A 25,837-nucleotide genomic window follows, 5' to 3' on the forward strand; every position below is an offset into this window, starting at 1 on the left:
TTGTCTGGGCGATAATCGCCCTTTTCATCTTGCCGCCCCACCAGGGAAGATTTGAGAATCTCCAGCTGGTTTTCGGGCAAGCTTCGATCAGTCTAGCACTACTTCCGTAAAAGCCGTGGTGACACCACCATAACTGCATGTCACAAAGGAGGCAGCAGACAAAAATGACCTGGGATAATCCCAGGTCATCGCTATGCTTTAGGGCGCCGATAGTCCAGGAAATTCCTGGGCGGCCGCCCGCGCGGCGTGACGCAGATCCGCCACATCAGGTCCTGCTTGCAGGACTGCGCGCGAGATATTCGGGATGGCCAGGTGCTCAACGCCCGCTGCTAATCGGGCCACATCGGCCGCGGAGCCACCCTGCGCACCGACGCCCGGCATCAACACTGACCCATTCAACCGCGAGAGGTCTGGGGCCTGGCTGAGCGTTGCACCAACCACGACACCAAAGTTGCCGGGTTTGCCACTGGGAGCAGTAGTGCGGTTTAGCGCCGCCACTTCGTCCACCACCTGCTGTGCCAGGGTTACGTCGGCGTCGGAGCGATTGCCCTGCACGGATTGCCCCTCGGGGTTTGAGGTCGCCGCCAGCACGTACACGCCTTTGCCGTGCTGGTTCGCAAGTTCAAACGCCGGTTGCAGGGCGCCGACCCCCAGGTAGGGAGACACCGTGACGGCGTCGCAGACGAGGGCTGACTCTGGGTGGAGCCAAGCCATTGCGTATGCCGCCATGGTGGACCCGATATCGCCGCGTTTGGCGTCGGCAAGCACCAGCGTGCCCTTCTCCTTGAGCGCGCCGATGGTCTCCTCCAGGATGGCGAATCCTTTCGCGCCGTAAGCTTCGTAAAACGCTACTTGCGGCTTGACGACGGCCACCGTGTCCCCAAATGCGGCAACGCAGATACGGGAGAACTCTGCCACACCTTCGGCAGAAACCGGGAGGTTCCACGCGGTGAGCAGCGACGGGTGCGGATCAATTCCGACGCAGAGCCTGCCACGCTCAGCGGTCGCGGCCAGGAGTTTACTGCCGAAGGTTTCCACTTACTTCTCCCCTGCCGAGTGATCCAGCTCCTGCAGCGCACGTACACCGAGCTCACCGGCGCGCAGCGCCTCAATGCCCTGGACAGCAGCGGTAACGCCCTGGACCGTGGTGACGAGGGGGACACCGGCGTTGACAGCGGCTGCGCGGATGTCGTAGCCGTCGTTGCGGGCACCGGCGGACCCTGCCGGGGTATTCAGGATCAGGTCAATCTGACCGGAGATGATCATGTCCACCACCGACTCGCGGCCGGTGCCGCGGGCCTCAGACTGCTTCAGCACGGTCTCACACGGCACACCGTTACGACGCAGCATGCCCGCAGTACCAGAGGTGGCCAGGATCTTGAAGCCGAGGGTCGCCAGGCGCTGGATTGGGAAGATCAGGGTGCGCTTGTCGCGGTTAGCTACGGATACGAACACGGTTCCCTCGGTGGGCAGCTCGCCGAATGCGGCAGCCTCGGCCTTGTTGTAGGCGGCGCCGAAGTTATCAGCCAGACCCATGACCTCACCAGTGGACTTCATTTCTGGGCTCAGCAGGGAGTCCAGCATGGTGCCATCCGGGCGACGGAAGCGGTTGAACGGCAGCACAGCTTCCTTCACTGCGATTGGGGTATCCAGTGGCAGGGAGCCACCGTCGTGATCGGATGGGATCATGCCTTCAGCGCGGAGCTCAGCGATGGTAGCACCCAGGGAAATGCGGGAGGCAGCCTTAGCCAGTGGCACGCCCGTAGCCTTGGAGACGAATGGAACCGTGCGGGATGCACGTGGGTTCGCCTCGATGACGTAGAGGATGTCGTCCTTGAGCGCGAACTGCACGTTCATCAGGCCCTTCACACCGATGCCGTGGGCGAGAGCCTTGGTGGATTCCCTCACCTTGTTGATGTCCTCGGCACCGAGGGTCATTGGAGGTAGTGCGCACGCGGAGTCACCGGAGTGGATGCCGGCTTCCTCGATGTGCTCCATCACGCCAGCCAGGTACACCTCTTCCCCATCGCACAGCGCGTCGACGTCGATCTCGATCGCGTTGTCCAGGAAACGGTCAACCAGAACTGGGTGGTCAGAGGTGATCTCCGTAGCGCGCTCAATGTAATCCTTCAGGGAGGCTTCGTCGTAGACGATCTCCATGCCGCGGCCGCCGAGCACATAGGACGGACGGACCAGGACCGGGTAACCGATGGAGGTAGCCACAGAGCGTGCTTCCTCGAAGGAGGTAGCGGTGCCGAAGGCTGGGGCTGGCAGCTGAGCTGCGCGGAGCACCTCGCCGAACTCGCCACGGTCCTCGGCCAGGTTGATGGCCTCCGGACTGGTGCCCACGACTGGCACTCCAGCGTCGCGGAGCTTTTCTGCCAGGCCCAGTGGAGTCTGACCACCCAACTGAACGATGACGCCGGCGACGTTTCCGGACTGGCACTCCGCGTGGTAGACCTCCATGACATCTTCGAAGGTCAGCGGCTCAAAGTAGAGGCGGTCTGCGGTGTCGTAGTCAGTAGACACAGTCTCCGGGTTGCAGTTGACCATCACGGTCTCATATCCGACGCGGGAGAGCTCCAGGGCGGCGTGGACACAGGAGTAGTCGAACTCGATGCCCTGGCCGATGCGGTTCGGTCCGGAGCCCAAGATGATGACCTTGTCCTTTTCGGTCTGTGGCGAGACCTCGGACTCGGCTGCCGGATCCAGCTCGTAGGCCGAGTAGTGATATGGAGTCTGTGCCTCGAATTCCGCGGCGCAGGTGTCCACGGTCTTGAACACTGGGCGGATGCCGAGGGACCAGCGCAGGCGACGGATGCCATCTTCACCTGCGAACTCTGGGCGCAGGGCTGCGATCTGGCGGTCGGACAGGCCGAGGAACTTCGCCTTGCGCAGCAGCTGTTCGTTGAGGACGGGGGCGTCGATAAGCTGCTGGCGGAAGTCCACCAGCACCTGCAGCTCGCCAAGGAACCACGGGTCGATGCCGGAGGCGGCGTAGACCTGGTCGATGGTGGCGCCGAGGCGGAGGGCCAGTTCGGCGTCGTACAGGCGGCCTTCGGTGGGGCGCTTGAGGTCTTCCAGGACGGCGTCGACGTCGGTGGCGCGGTCGCCGGCGAAGTATTCGTCAGGCATGGTCCAGAAACCGGCCTGCTTGTTCTCCAACGAACGCATGACCTTGCCCAGCGCACCGATGTAGTTACGGCCCAGGGCCATGGCCTCACCCACGGACTTCATGGTGGTGGTGAGGGTGTCGTCTGCGCGGACGAACTTCTCGAAGGCAAAGCGCGGCGCCTTAACGACGACGTAATCCAGCGTTGGCTCAAATGCCGCAGGCGTAACACCCGTGATGTCGTTCGTGATTTCATCCAAAGTGTATCCGATGGCTAGCTTCGCGGCGATCTTCGCGATTGGGAAGCCGGTGGCCTTCGAAGCAAGCGCCGAGGAGCGGGACACGCGCGGGTTCATCTCAATGGTGATGATGCGGCCGTCGCGCGGGTTGATGGCGAACTGGATGTTGCAGCCGCCGGTGTCCACGCCCACTTCGCGGATGATCGCGATGCCTTGGTCGCGCATGACTTGGAACTCGCGGTCCGTCAGGGTCATGGATGGGGCGACGGTGACGGAGTCGCCGGTGTGGACGCCGAGAGCGTCAACGTTCTCGATTGAGCAGACGACCACGACGTTGTCGTTGCCGTCACGCATGAGCTCGAGCTCGAATTCCTTCCAGCCGAGGATGGACTCCTCGATCAGGACGTTGGCTTCTGGGGAGGCTGCGAGGCCACCACCGGCGATGCGCTCGAGGTCTTCGTCGTTAAAAGCCAGGCCGGAGCCGAGGCCACCCATGGTGAAGGATGGGCGGACCACTACCGGCAAGCCCAGTTCGGCCACGGTTTCGTGGACTTCCTCCATGTTGTGGCAGACGCGGGAGCGGGCAGACTCGCCGCCAATCTTGGCTACGATGTCCTTGAACATCTGGCGGTCTTCACCACGCTGAATAGCCGGGATGTCCGCGCCGATCAGCTCTACGTTGTACTTCTTCAGTGAGCCACGTCGATCCAACTGGATGGCCGCGTTCAATGCGGTCTGGCCACCGAGGGTGGCGAGGACGGCGTCGATAGGGTGCCCCTGAGCGATCTCCTTTTCAAAGATCTTCTCGATGTATTCCGGCTGAATCGGCTCCACGTAGGTGTGGTCGGCGAACTCAGGGTCCGTCATGATGGTGGCTGGGTTCGAATTAATGAGGGTAACCCGCAGGCCCTCTTCCTTGAGCACGCGGCATGCCTGGGTGCCGGAGTAGTCGAACTCACAGGCCTGGCCGATGACAATCGGGCCGGAACCGATGACCAGAACGTGCTTAATGTCGGTGCGCTTTGGCATTGTTTTTCCTTTCGTGGTCGATCGGTGTTACTTGGAGCCGAGCAGCTCGAGGAACTGGTCGAATAGAGGGTTGGCGTCGTGTGGGCCGGCGGCGGACTCTGGGTGGTACTGGACCGAGAATGCGCGACCGGATTTCAGCGCCACGCCCTCCACGGTGCCGTCGTTGAGGCAGGTGTGGGTGACGTGTGCCGGGCCGAATGGTGATTCAAACTCCATCCCGGCCTCACCTTCCAGGGCAAAGCCGTGGTTCTGGGAGGTGATGTAGATCTTGTTCGTGACGTGGTCGAGCACCGGGATGTTCACGCCACGGTGGCCGAACTTCATCTTGTAGGTCTTGAGCCCCAAGGCGCGTCCGAAGATCTGGTTACCGAAGCAGATACCGAACAGTGGCAGATCTGCCTTGATGATGTCTTCAACAATGCCCACCATCACGTCTGCAGTTGCTGGGTCACCAGGGCCGTTGGAAATAAACACGCCGTCCGGGTTGTACTGCTTGATTTCCTCAAATGGAGTGTTTGCTGGGACCACGACGGTCTTGATGCCACGGGCAGCGAAGTTGCGTGGGGTCTGGGACTTAATGCCCATGTCGTAGGCCACGACGGTGTACTTGGTCTCCCCTTCCGCCTCTAGCACGTAGGGTTCCTTGGTGGATACCTCTGCCGCGAGGTCGGCTCCGGCCATCGCTGGCTGCGCCTTCACAATTTCCAGCAGTTCTGCCTCGGGCTTCAAGGCGTCATCGCCGGAGAAAATGCCGGCTGCGATTGAACCGTGGTTGCGCAGGTGGCGCACCAGCGCGCGCGTATCGACGCCCGCGATACCGATGCAGTCCTGGGCCTGCATCTGTTCCGGAAGGCTCCGCTTCGCCCGCCAGTTGGACACCTGCTGGGACAGATCGCGGATCACAAGGCCGGCAACCCAGATGCGGTTGTCGTGGGATTCATTGTCCTCGTCGTTCCAACCGGTGTTACCGATGTGCGGTGCGGCGGTGACCAGAATCTGGCGGTGGAAGGATGGGTCCGTCATGGACTCCTGGTAACCCGTCATAGAAGTGGTAAAAACTGCTTCGCCGAGGGTGGTTCCGGTCGCGCCGAAGCCGGTACCGCGGAACGTGCGGCCGTCGGCCAGCACCAAGATTGCTGGTACGTCGTTGTTCACTGTGAAAACCTTTCTATTTAACTTATACGGCGCGAGGCGCGGCGGCCTTGCCTTCAGCACAGGTGATGTGGCCACGCAGGATGGTGGTAGTGACCTTGGTGTGGAACTCCGTGCCTTCGTACGGAGTGTTTTCCGCCTTGGAATCCATGTCCACGCCACGTGCAATCCAGGTGGTGTCTTCCGCAACGAGGGTCAAGTTTGCTGGCTCGCCGACGGCGATCGGGCGACCATGGCCCGGCAGCCGGACGATCTCGGCGGGACGTTCGGACATGACTTTTGCCACCCAGCGCCAATCGGCCTGGCCGGTGCGAACGAAGGTATCAGCGATCACTGCCAGCGAGGTTTCCAGCCCCAGCATGCCGGGCCGAGCGTGCTCGAATTCGACGCACTTTTCTTCCGAGCCGTGTGGGGCGTGGTCGGTGGCGACGCAGTCGATGATCCCGTCGAGCAGGGCTTGGCGCAGCGCCACGGTGTCGTGGTCTTCCCGCAGCGGTGGATTCACGCGGTACACGCCGTCGTAGGATTCCAGCAACGCGTCGGTAAGCACCAGGTGGTGTGGCGTGACTTCCGCGGTGATCGGAATGCCCTGGCTCTTTGCCCATTTGACCAGCTCCACAGAGCCGACGGTGGACAGGTGGCAGATGTGCATGCGGGTGCCGTAGTCACGAGTGAGGAGAGAGTCGCGGGCAACGATGGATTCCTCGGCGGCACGGGGCCACCCGCGCAGCCCGAGCCGGGCTGCGGTTTCACCTTCATGGGCTGGGGCGTTGTCTGTCAGGCGGAGGTCCTCGCAGTGCTGCGCGAGCAACACGTCCTGGCCTTTGGCGTACTCGATGGCACGGCGCATGATCATCGGGTTGTCCACGCATTTGCCGTCATCGGAGAACATCCGCACCTTGGCTGCGGAGCGGGCCATCATGCCGAACTCGGTGATCTCAGTGCCTTCGAGGCCCTTGGTGATCGATCCCACCGGGTGCACATCGCACAGCCCAAGGGCCTGGGATTTCAGCCACACTGATTCTGCGATGGTCGGTTGATCCATCACCGGGATGGTGTTGGCCATAGTAAACACGGCGGTAAACCCGCCCTTCGCAGCAGCTGCCGAACCGGTAGCGAGGGTTTCGGTGTCCTCACGGCCCGGCTCCCGCAGGTGGACGTGAATATCCACCAAGCCTGGAAGCAGAACCTGGCCTTGCCCGTCGATTTCTCGATCCGCCGTGACATCCAAGTTGGCGCCGATCTGGGTGATCTCGCCGTTTTCTACGAACACATCAACAGTGTCTTCACCGTAGGGGCGGACGTTTTTAATCAATAAGGACTGCTCCGCCACTGGCGCGAGTTGCCCGGTTTCTGGGTAGTGCATTCTTAGCCCTCCGTCCCGATCAAAGTGGTGAACAGCACTGCCATGCGCACGTGCACACCGTTGCTGACCTGCTGCAATACGGCGGTCTGTGGTGCATCGGCCACGTGGTAATTCATTTCCATCCCGCGCAGCATGGGGCCGGGGTGCATGATGATCGCATCGTCACGCATCGACGCGGCCCGGGCTTTGGACATGCCGTAGAGCGTCGCATATTCGCGGTGCGACGGGAAGAACCCGCCGTGCATGCGCTCCTGCTGGACGCGCAGCATCATAACGACGTCCGCGTCCTTAATCTCTTCATCCATGTCATAGGCGAAGCGCACCGGCCAGTGCTCCACGCCTGTTGGCAACAGTGTCGGTGGCGCGATGAGGACCACCTCATTGCCAAGGGTGGCATGCAGATCCACGTTGGAGCGGACCACACGCGAGTGCAGGCAGTCACCCACAATGACGACCTTGAGACCGGTGATCCGGCCGAGGCGTTGGCGCATGGTGACGGCGTCGAGAAGCGCCTGCGTTGGGTGTTGGTGCGCGCCATCGCCGGCGTTGATGATGGACGGGCCACTCACTCCGTCGGGGCTGAGCCACTGTGCTACCTGCTGCGCCGCGCCTGACGACGGGTGTCGCATCACAATCGCGTCGGCGCCAACGGCGGCTAGTGTGGCAGCGGTGTCCTTGAGGGATTCGCCTTTCTTCACCGAGGAGCTGGACGCGGAAATGTTGATAACATCTGCGCTCATCCATTTGCCGGCGGTTTCGAAGGAGGAACGGGTACGGGTCGAGTTCTCGTAGAACATGGTGAAGATGGTGCGACCACGCAGGGTGGGCAGCTTCTTTACCTCGCGTCCTTCAAGAGCCTCGCGGAACTTATCAGCTTCATCCAAAAGCCCGATGATTTCCTCGGAGCTTAAGTCAGCAATATTCAGCAAGTGCTTCATAGTCAGCTTTCTCGAGTGATGGTGACGCTGTCGTGGCCGTCGATTTCCGACAGGCGAACGATCACGTCTTCGTCCTTGGACGTCGGGATGTTTTTGCCCACGTAGTCGGCACGGATCGGTAGCTGGCGGTGGCCACGGTCGACCAAGACAGCCAGTTGGATCATCGCCGGGCGACCTTCATCCCGCAGCGCATCGAGCGCAGCCCGGATCGTACGTCCGGAAAACAGCACGTCATCGACGAGGATGACCGTTGCTCCGTCAATGGACTCGGGGATCACTGTGGGAAGTAGCGCGCGATGCGGCTTCTTGCGCAGATCGTCGCGGTACAAGGTGATGTCTACCGAGCCGGTGGGAACCCGCTGCCCGGAGAATTCTTCGATCTTCGCAGCTAGTCGCTGCGCTAGTGGGACGCCTCCGGATGGAATGCCAAGCAAGACCACTCGGGCACTCCCTGGGGCATCCAGGGCCGTCTTTTCAATAATTTGGTGCGCGATTCGCGCGACGGTTCGACCAACATCTGCTGTGGACAGCAGTTCGGTTTCCACGTTGTCGCTCATCGTGACCTCCTTCCCCGCCTCTCTGTGCGGACCATTAAAGGATGTCTCTATGCTGGTATGGCAACGACGAGTCTAGCACCGGTACCTACCCAGGCACGAAAGGCACAACGAATGAGCTACACCACCACGCAATTCCTGCCGTTCGACCGCGCCACCGTCTGGGAGTACCACACCCGAAAGGGTGCCATCACCCGGCTGTCACCCCCATTTTTGCCGATGACCCCCGTGCGTCAGGCCAACAGCCTTGCCGACGGCACAACTATCTTTTCCCTCCCCGCAGGCCTCAAGTGGATCGCGCGCCATGACATCACCGCCTATCGGGGTGGTCGGCAATTCGCCGACGAATGTGTGTCGGCCCCATTTAAGGCTTTCGCGCAGTGGCGGCACGTACACCGGTTTGCGGATGCGGAAGGCGGGTGCACCGTCACGGACTTTGTCGATACCCGCGTCCCCTCTGCCACAGTGCGGGCCACCTTCGCCTACCGCCAGGCCCAGCTGCTCGGGGATCTCACCACTGCCGCCCGGTTGGACACCCGCCCCCTCACTGTGGCGATGACGGGATCCCGCGGTCTGGTGGGGCGCGCCCTGTCTGCATTTTTGTCCACGATGGGTGTGACGGTAGTTCAGCTTGTTCGCGGCAATGTGAAGGAGGGCCAACGACACTGGAACCCGCACGCCCCGGCTGCTGACCTGTTGGACGGGGTGGACGCCCTCATTCACCTGGCCGGAGAGCCTATTGGGGGCCGGTTTACAGACAGTCACAAGGCACTGTTGGTCGAGTCCCGGGTGGAGCCGACAGCAAAGCTGGCAGACCTCGTGTCCCGGTCCGAAACGTGCCAGGCTATGATTTCCGCTTCTGCGGTCGGTTTCTATGGCCCGTCCTGCGGTGGAGACGCCCCTGTCACTGTCGATTCACCGGCAGGCTCAGGTTTCTTGGCGGATGTGGTGCAGCAATGGGAGGCTTCCGCGGCAACCTGCACGAAGCGGACGGTGCTGATGCGTACCGGGCTGGCGCTTTCTGGTCGGGGTGGGTTGCTGCCGGTATTCAAGGCCCTGTTTTCTACCGGACTCGGTGGCCCATTGGGGACGGGTGAGCAGTGGATGAGCTGGGTGGCTATCGATGACTTGGTGGATATGTATGCCACCGCGTTGTTTTCGGACATATCCGGCCCGGTCAATGCGGTGGCGCCCCAGCCGGTGCGCAATTCTGAGTTCGCGGAATGTTTGGCGAAGGAGCTGCGTCGTCCCGCACTGCTGAACGTGCCGAGCTTCGGCCCGAAACTGCTGTTGGGTAAGGAAGGCGCGACGGAGTTGGCCTTGGCGGATCAGCGGGTAGCGACGTCGTTTGAGCAGTTCCGTTTCCCTGCGCTATCTGAGGCGCTGGCTCACGAATTGGGAGGACATCGTGCTTAATCGAGTGGCGGCGTTTTTTGATGCTGAGGGCATTGCCTACGTGTCCGACGACCGGAGCGTGTCCACGGGGTTCGATGACGTGGCGATCACCGTGTTGTGGTCGGGCCAGCAGCTGCTGGTGAGCGCCCGGTACCGGGAGCCGTTTAAGAACCTCACGAAGGTCAACCAGTGGAATGTCGAACACCCAAATCCAACAGCGTTTGTGCTGGGTGGGGAGCTGTATTTTAAGGCTGGGCTAGCGCTGGCGGACCCGACTGATGATCAACTCGGATTCTTCCTCGCCAGTGCTCTTGGCTCGATCGGATCCGCTTGCGAATGGTTTGCACAATGGAAGTAACATACCCCCGTATCCTCGACTCGGCCCGCGCTCTCGGCGTGGAGCTCACCCCGACTCCGACGCCACGCTTGTGGGTCGCTGATTTGAATGGACAGTTGATGCAGGTCCTCTCGCTGCCGTCACAGGTGGTGCTACGCATGGACTGCCCCGCCACGTCCATCCCGTGGTGCAACGAGGTCAACGCTGCCCCACTGTTTGTGAGCGCCGCGCTTATCGACGCCCAATCCCCTCTCACCCGATTGGAATATAGTTTCCCAACCGCTGCGGGTCTGGACGATGAACAACTCAAGCACCTGCTCAAGGTTGGCATCGATCAGCTGTTTGCTGCTAAGAATTCTTGACGCGTTCCAGTTCCCTAGCAACATCAAAATCAGGCGCTGGCCAGTCCAAGTTCATGCTGCGTAGGACGTCGAGAAGCAGCATCTTCACCACCAGCCTGGCGTACGGCTTGTTATCGCTTGGCACGATGTACCACGGCGCGGCGCCGGTATCGGTGCGCTCAAACGCAATCCGATACGCCTCCATATAGTCGTCCCATCGGGCGCGCTCATCCACGTCCCCGGGGTTGTACTTCCAGTATTTTTCCGGATCTTCCAGACGCTCGAGCAAATTCTCCTTCTGGAACTTACGCGAAATGTGCAAGAACACCTTAATCACCCGGGTGCCGCTTTTCACCAGCCGCGCCTCAAAATCGTTGATCGCCCCGTACCGGCGTTCGATCTCCTCCGGGCTGGAGAGCTGATGAACGCGATGCATGATCACATCCTCATAATGCGAACGGTCAAAGATCCCGATCTTTCCCTGCGCAGGCAGCTGCTTTTCCACCCGCCACAAAAAATCGTGCGCCAACTCTTCCTCGGTAGGCTTTCCAAAGCTCGCGATGTGCACTCCCTGCGGATCGAGCGGATCAAGCGTATGCTTGACCACCCCGCCCTTGCCCGAGGTATCCATCCCCTGCAGCACAATCAGCACACTGCCCGGGTTATCGCCCGACCGCGCGTTAGCGTAAAGCTTCTCCTGCAACTCCCGCAGCTCGGCATCAACCTTCTCAGCATTCTTCTCGATAGCTGCTTTGTCGCCTTTAAAGCCCGGCGTCGCCTGCGGATCCACATCCATGGTGGTAAACCGCAAGCTTTTTGCTTCTTTAACTGTCAATGTGCTCATAGAGCCAGTGTACGGGCGTCGGGGCTGGCGGGAGTACGGAAACTCGAAACCTAGAATTCGAGTCTCGGAGCCCGTTAGGCCGGTTTGACGGGGCATAGCCATTTTATTCACCGAGACTCGAAAAACAGGACTTGCACATCGGGTGATAGAACCGCCAAACCCCCGACCACGATGGATCGGGGGTTCACACTTCCAGCTACGACTACGACGTTTCAGCCTCAGGAGAATCCTCGGAAGCAACCTCAGAAGCTACTTCTTCGGGCGCGGCGAGAATCTCGTCGGCGTTGCTGAGCACGTCGTCGAGTACGGCGTTGATGTATGGCGGAGCTACGTCGGTGGAGTACTCGGACGCAAGTTCGATGCCTTCCACTACAGCGGTCTTGCGCGGAACCTCTGGGTTGAACAGGATTTCCCAGGTGGCGACACGCAGGATCGCCCGGTCGACTGCTGGGATGCGTTCCAGCGTCCAGGTCTCGGCAAGGAACCGCTCGATGGCCTCATCGATGCGGTCGAGCTCGACGGCGACACCACGCACAATCTCCTGCGAGTACGGTGCAACGGGCGCGACCGGTGGCTCGGGGAGGCGTGCGAGTTCGATGCGGTCTTCAACGACGGCAACTGGGTCGACGTCGCGGGCTTCGGCCTCGAAAAGAATGTCAACTGCGCGGCGACGTGCTTTGTAGCGGGCGCCGCGTCGTTTCGGATCGTTGCGCATTAGTTGTTGACGCGAGAGAGGTAAGAGCCGTCGCGGGTGTCTACCTTGACCACGTTGCCGGTTTCGAGGAACAGCGGGACCTGGATTTCCGCGCCGGTCTCCAGGGTGGCAGGCTTGGTGCCACCGGTGGAGCGATCGCCCTGCAGGCCTGGGTCGGTGTGCTCAATCTTCAGGTCAACAGAAATTGGCAGTTCTGCGAACAGTGGCTCACCTTCGTGGAAGGACACCTGAACAACCATGTTTTCCAGCAGGAACTTTGCGCCCTCACCCATCAGGTGTGGTGCGAGTTCGATCTGGTCGTAGGTCTTGGAATCCATGAGGACGTAGGAAGATCCGTCAAAGTACAGGTAGGTCATGTCACGACGGTCGACGGTTGCGGTTTCAACCTTGACGCCAGCGTTGAAGGTCTTGTCGACGATCTTGCCGGAGACCACGTCCTTGAGCTTGGTGCGCACGAAAGCTGGGCCCTTGCCTGGCTTGACGTGCTGGAACTCGATGATCTGCTGGAGCTTGCCTTCCATCTTCAGGACAAGGCCGTTCTTGAAATCAGCGGTAGTCGCCACGAAAAATCTCCCTCTTTAGGTATTAACCCGAGTATTCTACAACACCCGAAGGTCTTTGGACATTACGGTGATGATTTCCGGCGCGCCACCGGTGATGATGAGCGTGTCCTCAATTCGGACGCCACCGACTCCGGGAACGTAAATACCGGGTTCGATCGTCAGTGTCATCCCTTCCTCGAGCACGCCTTCGCTGGTCTTCGCGGCGTATGGTGCCTCGTGGACATCGAGGCCGACGCCGTGGCCGGTGGAGTGGACGAAATAGTCACCGTAGCCTCCCGCCTCAATGATGTCACGGCACGCCTTATCGACGTCCGACAGCGCCGTCCCCGGCGTTGCCGCAGCAACGCCGGCCAATTGCGCCTGAAGAACCAGGTTGTAAATCTCGCGCTGCTGCTCGGACGGCTCGCCGACGACAAAGGTACGGGTCATGTCGGAGTTGAATCCGCGATCATGGGCACCGAAATCAATGGTGAGGAAATCCCCGTCCTGGATGACCCGGTCACCTGCGCCGTGGTGTGGTTTCGCGCTGTTCTCACCGGATGCCATGATGGTGTCGAAGCTGGGTCGTTCCGCGCCGGCCTTGCGCATGAGATATTCCAGTTCTGCAGCAACATCGCGCTCGGTACGACCCTTAATCGGGCCTGCCAGGAGTTGTTCCAGGCAGCCAGTAGCGAGTGCCGCGACGTCACGCAGCCGCTCCAGCGAGGTGGCGTCTTTCAGCAAGCGAAGTTCCTCGATGACCCCAGTGACGGGGACCAGGACGATGTCGTCCCCCGCTGCTTCCTTGAGCTTTTCCAGCTGCGCCACGGAGACATAATCCGCCTCGAAACCCACGCGACGTGGCCCCGTCACGGTTGCCAACAGCGCGCTGGCACTGTTTCGCTCGATCAGAGCGTCGATATCCGGGACTTCCTCAGAAATCTGGGTGGTGTAGCGACCATCGGTGCATATTTTCGCAGTGAGATCCTTGTTTACCAGCAACGCAGCATTGGAGCCGGAGAAGTTGGACAAGAACCGCACGTGTGTCAGGTGCGTGACCAGCATGGAATCGATGCGCTGCCCAGCAAGTTTTGCGGACAGCGCACGGCGGCGGGTGAGGAAACGGGTATCGGCAAAATGAGACATGAAATCTATAGTACTTCGTCAGCTAGGCTGCGAAGTGCTAATTCATATCCTTTCACCCCAAGCCCCGCAATTACGCCCCGCGCGATGGGTGATAAGTAGCTGTGCGCGCGGAAAGGTTCGCGCGCGTGCACATTGGAAATGTGTACCTCAATGAAGGTGGTTTCCACGAGGGCGTCGCGGAGGGCGACGGAGGTGTGCGTGTATCCGCCTGGATTGATGATGATGCTCCACCCGTTCTCGGCAGCCTCGTGGACCCATTCGATAAGTTGCCCCTCGTAGTTGGACTGCCGGCACTCTACTTCCACGCCCAGCTCACTGGCCACGCGACGGATGTCAGCCTCGACGTCGGCGAGAGTGGTGAAACCGTAGATCTCGGGTTGTCGCTTCCCGAGCCGATCCAAGTTCGGTCCGTTGAGCACCAGAATCATCGGTTCATCTCCTCAAACGCGGCGCGCATCTCCTCCTTGGTGACGCCTTCCAACCGCGTGGTCTCGCCCACCGCGGTGATGGCGACGAAGCGGATCCCGCCACCACGATTCTTCTTGTCGCGGGTCATGCCGTCATATAGCTCGTCAAAATCACCGTCGTAGCGGGTAGGCAGGCCAGCGGCGGTGATGATGGACAGGTGGCGTTGCAGCAGATCGGCGTCGATAAGCCCCTTGCGGTGCGACAGGTGCGCGATGAAGCTCATCCCCACTGCGACGGCGTTGCCGTGGCGCCACTGGTAGTTTTCCGCAAGCTCAACGGCATGTCCGAAGGTGTGGCCGTAGTTGAGGATTTCCCGCAGCGAGCTTTCCTTCAGGTCGGCGGCCACGACGCGCGCTTTCACGGCAATGGAGCGTTCGATGAGCTCAGGGAGCTTGTCTTCGCCGGACTCGTAGATCCGCAGGATCTCTTCGTCAGCGATAAAGCCCGTCTTAATGATTTCGGCGGACCCCGACACCAGCTCCTCGCGTGGCAGAGTGTCCAGGAAAGCCAGGTCCACGTACACCGCAGCAGGCTCATGGAATGCGCCGACTAGATTTTTGCCGGCCGCGGTGTTGATACCGGTTTTGCCACCAACTGCGGCGTCGACCATAGCCAGCAAGGTGGTGGGCACCTGCACCACGCGGATGCCCCGCATCCACGCCGACGCGATGAAACCAGCGACATCAGTGGTTGCGCCACCGCCGAGCCCCACGATGAGGTCACTGCGGCTAAATCCGAGGCTGCCTAGTAAGTCCCAGGCCTTCTCCGCCACGGCGAGGGTCTTGCCCTCCTCGGCATCAGGGATCTCAAACAGGTGAGCATCCTCGAAGGCCTCGGCAAGCTGCTTGGCGTGATCCCGCATCACGGGCTGGTGAACGATGAGGGCTTTACCTGTCGGTGTTGCTGCCACCTGGTCAAGGAGATTGCGCCCGATGTGGACCTCGTAAGAAGTGCCGACCTTGATACTCACTGTTCCTCCAGGTGCGTCAGAATTTCGGTAACGACTTTCTGTGGCGTCGTCGAGCTGGTTTTCGCGCGGTAGCTGGCCACCTCGCGGTACAAAGGCTCGCGGGTGGTGAGGATTTCCCGGTAGCGGGCCTCAGGATCTTCCGCCTGCAACACCGGGCGGGAATTGTCCTGTGTCCGGCGCAGCCCCTCCACGACGGACACGTCGAGCCACACCACTTCGTAGTCGCGCAGCAGCTCGCGGGTGCGGGGGCTGAGGACGGCGCCACCGCCGAGGCTCACCACGCCACCGCCCCGCACGGCCTTAGCGACGACCTCTTCCTCAATCTCCCGGAACCGAGGCTCACCGAGTTCTGCAAACACCTCACCACAGGTTTTCCCGAATTGCTGGGCAATGAGCTCGTCGGTATCGGTGAATTCTTGGTTCAATGCCCGCGCCAATCGGCGCCCGATGGTAGATTTCCCGGCCCCGGGTGGGCCGACCAAAACCAAAGTGGACATACGTTAAAACTCCAACCGCTGGGCAACTGCATCCAGGTAGGATGCTACGTTACGTTTTGTTTCGGCGAGGCTGTCGCCACCAAACTTCTCCAGCACGGCCTTGGCCAGCACGAGCGCAACCATCGCCTCGGCGACGACGCCGGCTGCTGGGACAGCGCACACATCGGAACGCTGGTGGATCGCGCTCGCTGCGGAACCGTCCTTCATGTCGATGGTTTTCAGTGCGCGAGGCACGGTGGAAATCGGCTTCATGGCAGCACGCACGATGAGGGTTTCCCCGTTGGTCATGCCACCTTCGAGGCCGCCGGCGCGGTTGCTTTCGCGGCGAATACCGTCGGCATCTCGCACGATTTGGTCGTGGGCGTCACTGCCCCGGCTGCGCGCTTGTGCGAAACCGTCGCCGATCTCCACGCCCTTGATGGCTTGGATGCTCATCAACGCTGCTGCGAGCTGCGCGTCCAGTCGGCTCTCGCCGGACACGTGCGATCCCAAACCGATTGGCAAGCCCTTAACGACGACTTCCACCACGCCGCCAAGCGTGTCTCCCTGCTTCTTCGCGGCCTCGATTTCAGACACCATGGATTGTTCGGCGTCCTTGTCAAAGCAACGCACAGGAGAAGCGTCGATGGCTTCCAGATCACTGAAGTCCGGCACGGCACCTTCGTAGGAGAACCCGCCGATGCCGAGCACGTGAGAGAACACCTCGACCCCGAGGGTCTCCCTCAGGAAGTTGCGGGCCAGCGTCGCTGCCGCGACCCGGGCCGCGGTTTCTCGTGCGGAGGAACGCTCCAGCACGTTGCGGGCGTCCTCAAAACCGTACTTGACCATTCCAGAGAAGTCGGCGTGACCTGGGCGAGGCCGAGTGAGCTTGGCGCCACGACCGGAGTCGAAAGCCTTAGCAACCTCTTCATCGGAGGTGTCCACAGGATCGGCGGACATGATGGTGGTCCACTTGGGCCACTCGGTGTTGCCCACCATGATGGCCACGGGCGAGCCCAAGGTTTCACCCAGGCGAACGCCAGTGAGCAGGGTGACCTCGTCGGCCTCGAACTTCATGCGGGCGCCACGACCGTAGCCGAGTCGACGACGCGCGAGCTGGTAGGAGACCTCTTCAGAGGACAGCGGCACGCCGGCTGGCATGTTTTCCACCATCGCGATGAGGGCTTGGCCGTGAGATTCACCTGCAGTAGTCCATCGAAGCATGCCCAACATTGTCTCATGTGGCGTGGTGCACTTAAAGCTAATACCCCCTTATTAGCAATGTGGCCACGATCATAGCTGGACCGTGTGGCAGTGCAGAGCGCCGCAGCAGGAGGCACAGTAACACCGTTGCTAACGACGCCAGCGCAATCGCAGCGAATAAATCCATGACTCCGCCCGCTACAGCCAGCGTGCCCAGGCTGGCGGCCAACTTGACGTCACCACCCCCGACGCCACGTCGCAGGTATAACGCGGCCCATGCCACTCCCCCAAGAATGCAAGTCGGATGCCACCACCACGCCACCGCGATAGCCGGAAGAGTAAGCCAATCCGGCAGGCGCCGAAAACAGATGTCATAGCCACACAGCGCAGTGGCCCAGAAAAATACCCCCATGGGGCATCAGGCTAGCAGGCGTTACGCCTCTTCGCGCGCGGGGAACAACCGTGCCTCCAGCGCACTGCGCATCGCATCGCGAGGTGCCGGCTGGCCCGTGAATAGTTCAAACTGGGCGTATGCCTGGTGTGCGAGCATGACGTGCCCAGCCACGTGTGGCAAGTTTTTCGACGCGGCCTGCGCGATCAGTGGCGGTGGCCAGGGGCTGTAGCTGACGTCAAACAAGGGCGCATCGATGCTCAGCTCGGCCGCGGCGGCACCGGGTAGCGTAGAGACCACCACATCAGCGTCCGGAATGGTCCCGAGTGGCAGCCACTGGGCGTCGGCAAGCCCGGCGAGTTCCTTCGTGCGGTCGCTGCGGTTCATCACGGTGACGTCCGAGACGCCGAGCTCGCGCAGCGCCCACAGCACGGCGCGCGCAGTACCACCTGCGCCGATGACAACGGCGGTACGGGGTGCGACATCGAGTTCTTCGAGCGCGCCGAGCACACCGAGGCAGTCGGTGTTGTCCGCGAGCCACCCGTTGCCACGGCGTACCAAGGTGTTAGCTGAGCCGATCTCGCGGGCCCGATCAGTGACCTCGGTCGCTGCGTCGAGGGCCGCAAATTTGCAGGGCATGGTCACTGAGTAACCGGCGAATGATGGGTCAATCAGCGTCGGCAGCTGCTCCGCGGTGCATTCGATCGCGGTGTATGTCCAGTCATCGAGCCCTAAGGCCGCGTACCCCGCGTTGTGGAGCAACGGGGAGAGCGAATGAGCGATCGGGCTTCCTAATACGGCTGCGTGTGGCATTAGCGCTGACTATCCAACACGCCGTTCGCGATCGCTTCGTTCGTATCGCGCTGGTGGTCCTCGAAGGTGCGGTTGAACTTCGTGGTGCCGTCCTTGCTAACGGTGACGAAGAACAACCAGTCTCCCTGTGCGGGATTTTCCATGGCCTCGATAGCTTCCATAGACGCTGCGGAGATCGGGGTTTCCGGCAGGCCTTCCTTGGTGTAGGTGTTCCACGGGGTTTCGCGCTTGCGATCCTCGTCCGTGGTGGCGACCTCCACGGTGGGGAGCCCATAGTTGACCGTAGAGTCGAATTCCAGGCGCATCGGCTCGGCGAGGCGGTTCAGGATCACTCGCGCGACCTTATCGAAGTCACCGCGCGGTGCCTCCCGCTCCACCAGCGATGCTGCGGTGAGCAGCTGATACGGCGTGAGCTTCATGGCGGCAGAGCGCTCAACAATACCGGAATCCTCATACTGCTTCGCGGAGCGGGTGATCAGATCGGTAAGGATGGCGGTGGCGTCGTGGCTAGGGTTGATCACGTACTGCCCTGGGGCGATAAGGCCCTCCAGACGCTTCGGGTCATTGCCACGCTTCACGACGTCCGCTACCGCCCACTCCGGCACCCCGAGCGCCTTCGGGTCTGCTGAGGCCGCAACCTGCTCGAGTTGCGCGACGTTCACACAGTTGTTTGAGTGCTTGCACGTCACATCTTCAATGGTGGAGTAAATACCTTTGCGGGTTTCACCGCCAACGACCGTCACATCAGCCAGGGTTTGTCCGCCCGGCACCTGCAACAACTCCACCTTGTTCTTAGGATCAACCAGCGCCGCTACCGCGTCGGCAGCCGACATTTCCTTCTGCACCCGGTAGAACCCAGGCGAGACAGTAGCGGCGGCATCGTTTTGACCGGCGGCCCGCTGGAACGCGCCGTTGGACTTCACCACGCCCAGTTTCACAAGCTCGGGGCCGAGTTGAGAAACGCTCTCGCCTTCCGCGATTTCCACCATGACTTCCTCGCCATTTCCGGCACCTTTGAAGTCTCCCAGGCTCGGGGGATTCGCACGGGTGTATCCAATGAACACGATCGCTCCAATGATGAGGAGGAGGCAGGCTACCAGCACGGCGAGGCCACGCTCACGGCGCTTCCGGTACTTAGGTTCCATACGCATGTCGTTCAAGCCCTTTCTAGGTACCGGTGGCGTGCGTCGAGCCACGATTGCAGGATTTCCACGGCCGCGATCTGGTCAATCACGGCGCGGGTTTGCTTTTCTGTTCGCCCAGCAGCGTGAACAGCCCCGAGGGCTGCTACCGTAGTGAGCCGCTCGTCACCGAGGCGCACGGCGATGTCTTTTCGTCGCTTGATGCGGAAGGCAATGTCCTTGGCGTGTTTGACGCTGCGAGAACCATTGCCTTGCAGATCACGGGGCAGTCCCACGACTACCTCCACGACATCGTATTCCTCGATGAGGGCCAAGATCCGCTCGATATCAGTGGAATCGCGGTCTTTCAGGCCGGTAGTGCGGGCGATGGTTTCCAGGGGCATCGCCAAGGTTGCTTCTCTATTTGAGTAGGCAGCCCCGATACGGACAGTACCCACGTCCAACGCGAGCCGTCGGCCTTGGCCTGGGTCATTTTCCCCTGGGATGTCCGGTTTCACCATGTTTTCAACTTAGCGGGTTTCCGGCCCGCCACAGGGCAATGCCCTGGGCGTGTCTGAAAACTCTTAGCGCTGCTCCAACTCGTGCTTTACAGCGGCAAATGCCTCGTGTAGCCCAGCAGCGTTGGTACCTGCGCCTTGTGCCATGTCCGGCTTTCCACCGCCACGGCCGTCCACGTACTGGCCCATCAACTTGACCAAGTCACCACTCTTGACGCCTCGGTCGATGGCGGACTTGGTAGCGGCGACGATGAACGGCACCTTGTCGCCGGCCTCCGCTGCCAGCACGATCACGGCGTCCTGGGCGGAGAGCTTGTCACGCATCTGCGTAGCGATGCCACGCAAGTCACCAGCCTGCACGCCCTTGGCCAACTGCGCCGTGACCACCTTGAACCCGTTGACGTTCTGAGCGGAGTCCACGTGCTTCAAGCTGTCGGCTGCGAGCTGAGCTGCGCGCATCCGCTCAACTTCTTTTTCTGCCGCCTTGAGCTTTTCAGTGAGCGCTGCGATACGATCCGGTAGTTCCTCCGATGGTGCCTTGAGCGAAGCTGCCAGACCAGCCGCAAGGGCGCGTTCTTTGGACAGGTAGCTGAAGGAATCCATGCCGGAGTAGGCCTCGATGCGACGCACGCCGGAGCCCACGGAGGATTCACCAAGGACGGCAACTGGACCAACCTGGGACGAGTGAGACACGTGGGTACCACCACACAGCTCCATGGAGAACGGACCACCGATCTCCACCAGGCGAACTTCGTCGCCGTAGTTTTCGCCAAACAGGGCTAGCGCACCCATGGCTTTGGCTTCCGCCAGGCTGGTTTCGATGGTGTTGACAGCCCAGTCGTTATCCACGGCTTGGTTGGTGATCTGCTCGATCTCGTGCAGCTGCTCCGGGGTGAGAGCCTCGGTGTAGTTAAAGTCGAACCGCAGGTAGCCAGGCTTGTTCATGGAACCGGCCTGGACAGCTGTTGGGCCGAGTACCTGGCGCAGCGCAGCGTGGATCAGGTGGGTACCGGTGTGTGCCTGACGAGCGGCGTGACGCCACTGCTTATCCACACTCGCGGTGACCCGCTCCAGTCCCAGCTCACCTTCGGTCACCACCGCCTTGTGCACCCAAAGCTTCTTACCGATCTTCTGCACGTCCGTGACGCTCAGCAGCGCGCCACCAGCCTTGATCAGGCCACGGTCGCCCAGCTGGCCACCGGCCTCAGCGTACATCGGGGAAACGTCAAGGATCACCTCGACCTCTTCGCCCCGAGATACGGACGTTTTCTTCTCCCCGCCAGAGAGCAAGCCAATGACATTGGCCTCTGCATCGAGGTTGTCGTATCCAACGAACTCGGTCGGATTCTGATCCACCCACTCGCGGTAAATAGACAGGTCAGCGTGACCGTGCTTCTTTGCCTGGGAATCAGCCTTGGCGCGGGCCTTCTGCTCAGCCATCAGGGCGTGGAAACGGTCCTCATCCACAGACAGCCCAGCTTCTGCCGCCATTTCCAGGGTGAGGTCGATGGGGAAACCGTAGGTGTCGTGCAGTGTGAATGCTTCCGCACCGTCCAGGATGGTCTTGCCGGAAGATTTGGCCGCAGCGGCTGCTTCTTCGAAGAGCTTGGTGCCGGATTCGAGGGTGTTCAGGAAGGCCTTTTCCTCATTGACAGCCACGGCGAGGATGCGCTCGCGGCTATCCGCGATCTCCGGGTAGGACGGGGTCATGGTGTCCATGATGGTGTTCATGAACTCGGCCATGGTAGCGCCGGTAGCGCCAAGCAGTCGTGCCGAGCGGATAATGCGGCGCAACAGGCGACGCAGGATGTAGCCACGGCCTTCGTTACCTGGGGTGACGCCGTCGAGGATGAGCATCATGCCGGTGCGGGAGTGGTCAGCAATGACACGGAAACGGATGTTGTCCTCGTCCTTAGCACCGTAGGTGGCGCCGGTGAGTTTCTCCGCAACATCAATCACTGGACGCAGGAGGTCGGTCTCGTAGACGTTGTCCACGCCCTGCAGCAGGCAGGCGATACGTTCGACGCCCATGCCGGTATCGATGTTCTGCTTCGGCAGCGGCCCGAGAATTTCAAAGTTATCCTTGCCAATGCCCTCGCCGCGTTCGTTCTGCATGAACACGAGGTTCCAGATCTCCAGGTAGCGGGAATCATCGGCGATCGGGCCACCTTCCTTGCCGTACTCTGGGCCGCGATCGTAGTAAATCTCGGAGCAGGGGCCGCACGGGCCAGGAACACCCATGGACCAGTAGTTGTCCGCCATGCCGAGGCGCTGAATGCGTTCCTTTGGCAGGCCAATCTGCTCGTGCCAAATGTCGGCGGCTTCGTCGTCATCCAAGTACACAGTCACCCAGAGCCGCTCTGGATCGAAGCCGTAGCCACCCTCTTCTACCGGATTGGTCAGCAGGGACCAAGCGTGCTTGATGGCGCCTTCTTTGAAGTAGTTGCCGAAGGAGAAGTTGCCCGCCATCTGGAAGAACGTGTTGTGGCGGGTGGTGATGCCGACCTCTTCGATGTCCAGGGTGCGCACGCATTTTTGGATGCTGGTGGCGGTTTCAAACGGAGGTGTCTGCTGACCCAGGAAATAGGGCTTAAAAGGGACCATGCCTGCGTTAACGAACAGCAGGTTTGGATCGTCCAGAATCAGGGACGCGCTGGGCACTGCGGTGTGGCCGGCGTTGACAAAGTGCTGGGTGAATCGTTCCCGGATTTCATGGGTCTGCACGACGAATGTTCCTTGCTTCGTTGGGCGATAAGTTACAGCGTTTCAGTTTACCCCGTTGCACAGCCCGCTTTTCGACGGCCACACATTTTCTTCGTTCTCAGTACTGTCGGAGCCGTGAACTCTGCCCGTCATTCGTTACGGCCAGCCACCGTTTGCCTCGTTTTATCATCCGGATCGTCCCGATGCACCGGTGATGCACGCCAAGGCGCATTTGATGGCGTCATTGTCCTTGGAACCTACCACCATGCTGTGGGGCTACGCCTCCATGTTTGCTAACCGTAGGGACCTTAGCCCAGTTCCCATGCAGATTTTTCAATTCGGGCGACAGATGCAATTGGAGGCCTTCAATACAGAGGCGTTCTACTATGCAGATCCAGCTACCCCTGACTCCGACCGGTTGGCAGCCCGCACCGATGCGTTTCGGTACTTGGGCGGGGTAGCCGCAGAGATCTTAGGCCCTGGATATATACCAATGTGGGTATCGACCTCGGAGGTATCTGGGTTTGTTGTGCTGATTTCCGACTTCTTGCCACCGGATTTCACGGTCACCTTTGATGACGTCTTTACTTTTCTAGCCGATGTGTTAGTGGACGTTGCAATGCGGCGGTACGACGCTTTGGTGGGTATCCGAGGTTTGGCCAAGCACCTAGGATGGCAACTTTCTGAACAGGCGACCGACACGTTCGGGCCCATACCACCCGAGGGGCCCGAATACATAGAAGTTTCCTTCCGAGACGCGTGCGGCTCAGTCCGCCGCTGCCCGAAGGCCTAGGACGTGCCACGCACTATCCTGCGAAGCCGGCCAAGGAAGTCATGCAACCGCTTTTCAGCGCCATGGGTCGTCGGTTCGTAATACACAGCATCGGCCAATTCTTCCGGCACATACTGCTGGGGCACCACTCCCCTAGGATCATCGTGCGGGTATGTGTAGCCGACTGCGTTTCCGAGCTGCTTTGCTCCGGCGTAATGGCCGTCACGCAAATGCGGCGGCACCACACCGATGTTGCCGCTACGGACGTCGGAAAGCGCGCGGTCTATCGCAACATACACCGCGTTCGACTTCGGCGCTGTGGCCAGGTGAATGGTGGCTTGTGCCAACGCCAGCCGTCCCTCAGGCATCCCGATGAAACTCACAGCATGGTACGCAGCAGTGGCGGTCTGTAAGGCCGACGGGTCCGCCATCCCCACATCCTCGCTCGCATGCACGACCAGCCGTCGAGCAATAAAACGAGGATCCTCCCCCGCATCAATCATCCGAGCCAAATAATGCAGTGCGGCGTCTACGTCAGAGCCACGAATCGACTTAATGAACGCCGACGTAATATCGTAGTGCTGGTCCCCATCTCTGTCATAACGTGCGACAGCCCGGTTGATATTCGCTCCCACGATTTCCGGAGTCAACTCTTGCCCGTCGTCCACAGCTTCCGCAGCAGCCTCCAGGTAAGTCAGCGAACGACGGGCATCACCACCGGCAAGCTGGACCAACATCTCAACCGCTTCCGCACTGGCGGTGATCCGGGATGCCAGGCCACGGTCGTCGTGAAGCGCGCGCTGCAATACTTCCCTAATTGCCTCTGGTGGCAGGGAATGCAGCTGGATCAGCAGGGAACGCGACAGCAACGGTGCCACCACGGAGAAGCTTGGATTTTCCGTGGTCGCTGCAACGAGCAGCACGGTCCGGTTTTCCACCGCCGCCAGCAACGCGTCCTGCTGAGTCTTGGAAAACCGATGCACTTCATCAATGAACAACACGGTCCGCTTACCGTGAATGAGATCCCGGCGGGCCTTGTCAATCACCGCGCGAACTTCCTTCACGCCAGAGCTCAACGCGGACAACCCTACGAAGTTATCGCCGGTGGCCTCGCTGATCAGCGAGGCGATAGTCGTCTTGCCAGTTCCGGGCGGACCATACAAGATCACAGACGCTTCCCCATTGCCTTCAATGATCCGGCGCAGCGGCTTCCCAGGGCCCAGCACATGCTGCTGGCCTACCACCTCGTCCAACGACCGCGGGCGCATCCGAACGGCCAACGGAGCACCGTGGTCAGGATGGAAATAGTCCTTCGCCTCGGTGCTGGGATCTTCGGGAAACAACGACGACTGAGTCACGGCTTACCCGTCAGACAAGCTGAGCCGATCGACCATAGTTTCGGCGAACACCTGAATTGGGGCGAACCGGCCGTCATCCCAGCGTGCCGCGAAGCGGGCCAGGGCTTCAAAGGTCTCGTACAAATCTTTGCGGGCAAGGCGCCCCTCCGGGGTACCCTCCGACAAGAAATCTGCCGTGAACAGGTTAAACTCAGCGTCCATATCGGCAGCGATCAGCGCCTCAAGCTCGGGATCAACCTCACCGTCCCACTCGTCCACCGAACCCACCAGGGACACCGCCTGGTTCATCGAACCGTGGTAAAGGTATGCCACGCTAGCCAGAGCCCAACCGATCAATGCTGTGACAATCCGGCCGCCACGACGGTTCACATCATCAGCGTTCGGCCACAGCTCCCGGACTTCGCGGGCCCAAGACTCCACAAATGCATCCACTTCCTCATCAGTGATGATGCGAGCAGACACGAATTGTGGGAATCCCGCCACGACGCAGGCCACGTCGAAGGTGACATCGCGGAAACCAGCCCACTCGTAATCCAGGAAGTAGGTGCGATTCGCCGACAAAATGTTGTCAGGAGACAAATCAAACGGTGTGAACGCCCTGTGATTGCCGGACATGAGGCGTCGTTTAGCTTCGCGCGCCACACGGCGCACTTCCTCCGGCGCCGCAACCCCCGACTGCTCGATCAGGTCCAGGCCGTTGTCAATGCTGGCAAGCAGCGAAAGATCACGCAGATTCTGCAGGTGTCCCGTATCCGGGTGCGCTTTGAGCATCCGCGCAAGTAACACATCAAAGTCCTGCTCGTGCGTAGCCGTGGCCACATGCAGCTTGCCCAACGCCCGACCCAAATTCCGCAGGTGCTGCTTACGCACCTCCAGGTCGGGGTGTGCCAGGAGCTGCTCGTAGGTTTCGCTATCACCGGCGTCGGTGATAACGAGGATGCGGTGTTCGACGTCGTAACCGAGCAGCACCGGACCCGGACGCACATCCTCACCGAGAGAGTTAGTGAACTGGTAGGCGACGATTTCGCGGATCAGGGCGGCATCATCGATCGCGTCCTCGGAAGGCGGAACGTACTTGATGACCACGGAGCGCTCGTCTAGAAACGGCGACGGGCTCACTCGTGCGCGAAGCACCCGCGCCGAACCATTACCGCTCAACGGCTCCGGATCAGACAACGTTTGGGTACCACCCAGCCTTTTAGACAGCAGCTCCGCTGCCAGCCCGACAATGTCGGAATCGGTTGGCATATCGTGGTCCTTCCTAGAACGTAAGTGTTCAACTGAGATTTATTCTACGTAAGCGCCCCAGGGGTTGAACAACAGTTGTGGGGCTA

The 25,837-nt window shown here is 60.8% G+C and carries 25 protein-coding genes; 4 read left to right on the forward strand and 21 right to left on the reverse strand.

Annotated features, from left to right (window positions below):
• Positions 1-198: 198 nt before the first annotated feature.
• From pyrF to pyrR, 6 genes are read right to left on the reverse strand one after another with little or no spacing between them, the layout of a single operon-like run.
• Positions 199-1,038 carry an orotidine-5'-phosphate decarboxylase gene (gene pyrF / locus ACZ6ZO_RS00795; RefSeq protein ID WP_465289852.1) on the reverse strand — a complete coding sequence of 280 codons (840 nt, stop codon included), beginning with the start codon at positions 1,036-1,038 and terminating at the stop codon, positions 199-201.
• Entirely contained in the window at positions 1,039-4,380 is a 3,342-nt protein-coding gene (gene carB / locus ACZ6ZO_RS00800) for a carbamoyl-phosphate synthase large subunit (RefSeq protein WP_465289854.1), read from the reverse strand.
• A 27-nt stretch (positions 4,381-4,407) separates the two neighbouring features.
• Positions 4,408-5,535: a glutamine-hydrolyzing carbamoyl-phosphate synthase small subunit gene (carA, locus tag ACZ6ZO_RS00805; RefSeq protein WP_182386209.1), complete on the reverse strand. Its 1,128-nt coding sequence runs from the start codon at positions 5,533-5,535 to the stop codon at positions 4,408-4,410.
• Between the two features lie 22 nt (positions 5,536-5,557).
• Positions 5,558-6,898 (reverse strand): dihydroorotase, encoded by a 1,341-nt coding sequence (locus ACZ6ZO_RS00810; protein ID WP_208767430.1) that lies wholly within the window; start codon positions 6,896-6,898, stop codon positions 5,558-5,560.
• Between the two features lie 2 nt (positions 6,899-6,900).
• Complete coding sequence (locus ACZ6ZO_RS00815) at positions 6,901-7,836, reverse strand: aspartate carbamoyltransferase catalytic subunit (protein WP_465289857.1); 936 nt, start codon at positions 7,834-7,836, stop codon at positions 6,901-6,903.
• Positions 7,837-7,838: 2 nt separating this feature from the next.
• A complete protein-coding gene (gene pyrR, locus ACZ6ZO_RS00820; protein WP_182386212.1) occupies positions 7,839-8,393 on the reverse strand; it encodes a bifunctional pyr operon transcriptional regulator/uracil phosphoribosyltransferase PyrR in 555 nt (184 codons plus the stop codon).
• A gap of 111 nt (positions 8,394-8,504) precedes the next feature.
• On the opposite strand from pyrR, the gene ACZ6ZO_RS00825 reads away from it, so the two are divergent.
• From ACZ6ZO_RS00825 to ACZ6ZO_RS00835, 3 genes are read left to right on the forward strand one after another with little or no spacing between them, the layout of a single operon-like run.
• Complete coding sequence (locus ACZ6ZO_RS00825) at positions 8,505-9,806, forward strand: TIGR01777 family oxidoreductase (protein ID WP_465289859.1); 1,302 nt, start codon at positions 8,505-8,507, stop codon at positions 9,804-9,806.
• Positions 9,799-10,143: a YbjN domain-containing protein gene (locus ACZ6ZO_RS00830; protein WP_208767427.1), complete on the forward strand. Its 345-nt coding sequence runs from the start codon at positions 9,799-9,801 to the stop codon at positions 10,141-10,143. Before ACZ6ZO_RS00825 ends, ACZ6ZO_RS00830 begins: the two co-directional genes overlap by 8 nt.
• Positions 10,134-10,484, forward strand: coding sequence for a YbjN domain-containing protein (locus ACZ6ZO_RS00835; protein ID WP_465289861.1), 351 nt, complete (start codon positions 10,134-10,136; stop codon positions 10,482-10,484). The genes ACZ6ZO_RS00830 and ACZ6ZO_RS00835 overlap by 10 nt, the downstream gene beginning before the upstream one ends.
• Here the strand turns inward: ACZ6ZO_RS00835 and ACZ6ZO_RS00840 are convergent.
• The 13 genes from ACZ6ZO_RS00840 to alaS form a co-directional block, all read right to left on the reverse strand.
• Positions 10,471-11,307 (reverse strand): PPK2 family polyphosphate kinase, encoded by an 837-nt coding sequence (locus tag ACZ6ZO_RS00840; RefSeq protein ID WP_465289863.1) that lies wholly within the window; start codon positions 11,305-11,307, stop codon positions 10,471-10,473. The genes ACZ6ZO_RS00835 and ACZ6ZO_RS00840 overlap by 14 nt on opposite strands.
• Before the next feature lie 202 nt (positions 11,308-11,509).
• Positions 11,510-12,022, reverse strand: coding sequence for a transcription antitermination factor NusB (gene nusB / locus ACZ6ZO_RS00845; RefSeq protein WP_182386217.1), 513 nt, complete (start codon positions 12,020-12,022; stop codon positions 11,510-11,512).
• Complete coding sequence (gene efp / locus ACZ6ZO_RS00850) at positions 12,022-12,585, reverse strand: elongation factor P (protein WP_182386218.1); 564 nt, start codon at positions 12,583-12,585, stop codon at positions 12,022-12,024. Before efp ends, nusB begins: the two co-directional genes overlap by 1 nt.
• A 36-nt stretch (positions 12,586-12,621) precedes the next feature.
• A complete protein-coding gene (locus ACZ6ZO_RS00855) occupies positions 12,622-13,710 on the reverse strand; it encodes an aminopeptidase P family protein (protein WP_182386219.1) in 1,089 nt (362 codons plus the stop codon).
• A gap of 5 nt (positions 13,711-13,715) precedes the next feature.
• Positions 13,716-14,138 (reverse strand): type II 3-dehydroquinate dehydratase, encoded by a 423-nt coding sequence (gene aroQ / locus ACZ6ZO_RS00860; RefSeq protein ID WP_182386220.1) that lies wholly within the window; start codon positions 14,136-14,138, stop codon positions 13,716-13,718.
• Positions 14,135-15,148, reverse strand: a complete 1,014-nt coding sequence (gene aroB, locus ACZ6ZO_RS00865) for a 3-dehydroquinate synthase (RefSeq protein WP_182386221.1) — start codon at positions 15,146-15,148, stop codon at positions 14,135-14,137. Before aroB ends, aroQ begins: the two co-directional genes overlap by 4 nt.
• Entirely contained in the window at positions 15,145-15,645 is a 501-nt protein-coding gene (locus tag ACZ6ZO_RS00870) for a shikimate kinase (protein WP_182386222.1), read from the reverse strand. The genes aroB and ACZ6ZO_RS00870 overlap by 4 nt, the downstream gene beginning before the upstream one ends.
• A gap of 3 nt (positions 15,646-15,648) precedes the next feature.
• Positions 15,649-16,857, reverse strand: a complete 1,209-nt coding sequence (aroC, locus tag ACZ6ZO_RS00875) for a chorismate synthase (RefSeq protein WP_182386223.1) — start codon at positions 16,855-16,857, stop codon at positions 15,649-15,651.
• Between the two features lie 28 nt (positions 16,858-16,885).
• Positions 16,886-17,239 (reverse strand): A24 family peptidase, encoded by a 354-nt coding sequence (locus tag ACZ6ZO_RS00880; RefSeq protein ID WP_465289868.1) that lies wholly within the window; start codon positions 17,237-17,239, stop codon positions 16,886-16,888.
• Positions 17,240-17,260: 21 nt separating this feature from the next.
• Complete coding sequence (locus tag ACZ6ZO_RS00885) at positions 17,261-18,031, reverse strand: shikimate dehydrogenase (RefSeq protein ID WP_465289870.1); 771 nt, start codon at positions 18,029-18,031, stop codon at positions 17,261-17,263.
• Positions 18,031-19,182: an endolytic transglycosylase MltG gene (gene mltG / locus ACZ6ZO_RS00890; RefSeq protein ID WP_465289872.1), complete on the reverse strand. Its 1,152-nt coding sequence runs from the start codon at positions 19,180-19,182 to the stop codon at positions 18,031-18,033. The genes ACZ6ZO_RS00885 and mltG overlap by 1 nt, the downstream gene beginning before the upstream one ends.
• 5 nt (positions 19,183-19,187) lie before the next feature.
• A complete protein-coding gene (ruvX, locus tag ACZ6ZO_RS00895) occupies positions 19,188-19,673 on the reverse strand; it encodes a Holliday junction resolvase RuvX (protein WP_182386227.1) in 486 nt (161 codons plus the stop codon).
• A gap of 63 nt (positions 19,674-19,736) precedes the next feature.
• Entirely contained in the window at positions 19,737-22,394 is a 2,658-nt protein-coding gene (gene alaS, locus ACZ6ZO_RS00900) for an alanine--tRNA ligase (protein ID WP_465289874.1), read from the reverse strand.
• 190 nt (positions 22,395-22,584) lie between these two features.
• Here alaS and ACZ6ZO_RS00905 point away from each other — a divergent pair, with 190 nt between their 5' ends.
• The gene (locus ACZ6ZO_RS00905; protein ID WP_465289876.1) at positions 22,585-23,166 is read left to right on the forward strand and encodes a DUF6882 domain-containing protein; all 582 of its coding nucleotides are present in this window, start codon (positions 22,585-22,587) and stop codon (positions 23,164-23,166) included.
• On the opposite strand, the gene ACZ6ZO_RS00910 is transcribed toward ACZ6ZO_RS00905, so the two are convergent.
• On the reverse strand, positions 23,163-24,488 hold the full coding sequence (locus tag ACZ6ZO_RS00910; RefSeq protein WP_465289990.1) for a replication-associated recombination protein A: 1,326 nt from the start codon (positions 24,486-24,488) through the stop codon (positions 23,163-23,165). The two genes, ACZ6ZO_RS00905 and ACZ6ZO_RS00910, sit on opposite strands and share 4 nt — an antisense overlap.
• Positions 24,489-24,506: 18 nt before the next feature.
• On the reverse strand, positions 24,507-25,751 hold the full coding sequence (locus ACZ6ZO_RS00915; protein WP_465289878.1) for a phosphotransferase: 1,245 nt from the start codon (positions 25,749-25,751) through the stop codon (positions 24,507-24,509).
• Positions 25,752-25,837 lie beyond the last annotated feature (86 nt).

The organism is Corynebacterium sp. NPDC104732 (genome assembly GCF_055583565.1).

Coding starts and splice junctions, on each gene's coding strand:
- aroQ (WP_182386220.1), bottom strand. CDS start 14,138: ATGATTCTGGTGCTCAACGGACCGAACTTGGATCGGCTCGGGAAGCGA.
- carB (WP_465289854.1), bottom strand. CDS start 4,380: ATGCCAAAGCGCACCGACATTAAGCACGTTCTGGTCATCGGTTCCGGC.
- aroC (WP_182386223.1), bottom strand. CDS start 16,857: ATGTTGGGCATGCTTCGATGGACTACTGCAGGTGAATCTCACGGCCAA.
- ACZ6ZO_RS00870 (WP_182386222.1), bottom strand. CDS start 15,645: ATGTCCACTTTGGTTTTGGTCGGCCCACCCGGGGCCGGGAAATCTACC.
- ACZ6ZO_RS00915 (WP_465289878.1), bottom strand. CDS start 25,751: ATGCCAACCGATTCCGACATTGTCGGGCTGGCAGCGGAGCTGCTGTCT.
- ACZ6ZO_RS00815 (WP_465289857.1), bottom strand. CDS start 7,836: ATGAAGCACTTGCTGAATATTGCTGACTTAAGCTCCGAGGAAATCATC.
- ACZ6ZO_RS00810 (WP_208767430.1), bottom strand. CDS start 6,898: ATGCACTACCCAGAAACCGGGCAACTCGCGCCAGTGGCGGAGCAGTCC.
- ACZ6ZO_RS00835 (WP_465289861.1), top strand. CDS start 10,134: ATGGAAGTAACATACCCCCGTATCCTCGACTCGGCCCGCGCTCTCGGC.
- ACZ6ZO_RS00840 (WP_465289863.1), bottom strand. CDS start 11,307: ATGAGCACATTGACAGTTAAAGAAGCAAAAAGCTTGCGGTTTACCACC.
- ruvX (WP_182386227.1), bottom strand. CDS start 19,673: ATGGTGAAACCGGACATCCCAGGGGAAAATGACCCAGGCCAAGGCCGA.
- ACZ6ZO_RS00880 (WP_465289868.1), bottom strand. CDS start 17,239: ATGGGGGTATTTTTCTGGGCCACTGCGCTGTGTGGCTATGACATCTGT.
- ACZ6ZO_RS00855 (WP_182386219.1), bottom strand. CDS start 13,710: ATGTCTCATTTTGCCGATACCCGTTTCCTCACCCGCCGCCGTGCGCTG.
- nusB (WP_182386217.1), bottom strand. CDS start 12,022: ATGCGCAACGATCCGAAACGACGCGGCGCCCGCTACAAAGCACGTCGC.
- ACZ6ZO_RS00825 (WP_465289859.1), top strand. CDS start 8,505: ATGAGCTACACCACCACGCAATTCCTGCCGTTCGACCGCGCCACCGTC.
- mltG (WP_465289872.1), bottom strand. CDS start 19,182: ATGCGTATGGAACCTAAGTACCGGAAGCGCCGTGAGCGTGGCCTCGCC.
- pyrR (WP_182386212.1), bottom strand. CDS start 8,393: ATGAGCGACAACGTGGAAACCGAACTGCTGTCCACAGCAGATGTTGGT.
- ACZ6ZO_RS00885 (WP_465289870.1), bottom strand. CDS start 18,031: ATGCCACACGCAGCCGTATTAGGAAGCCCGATCGCTCATTCGCTCTCC.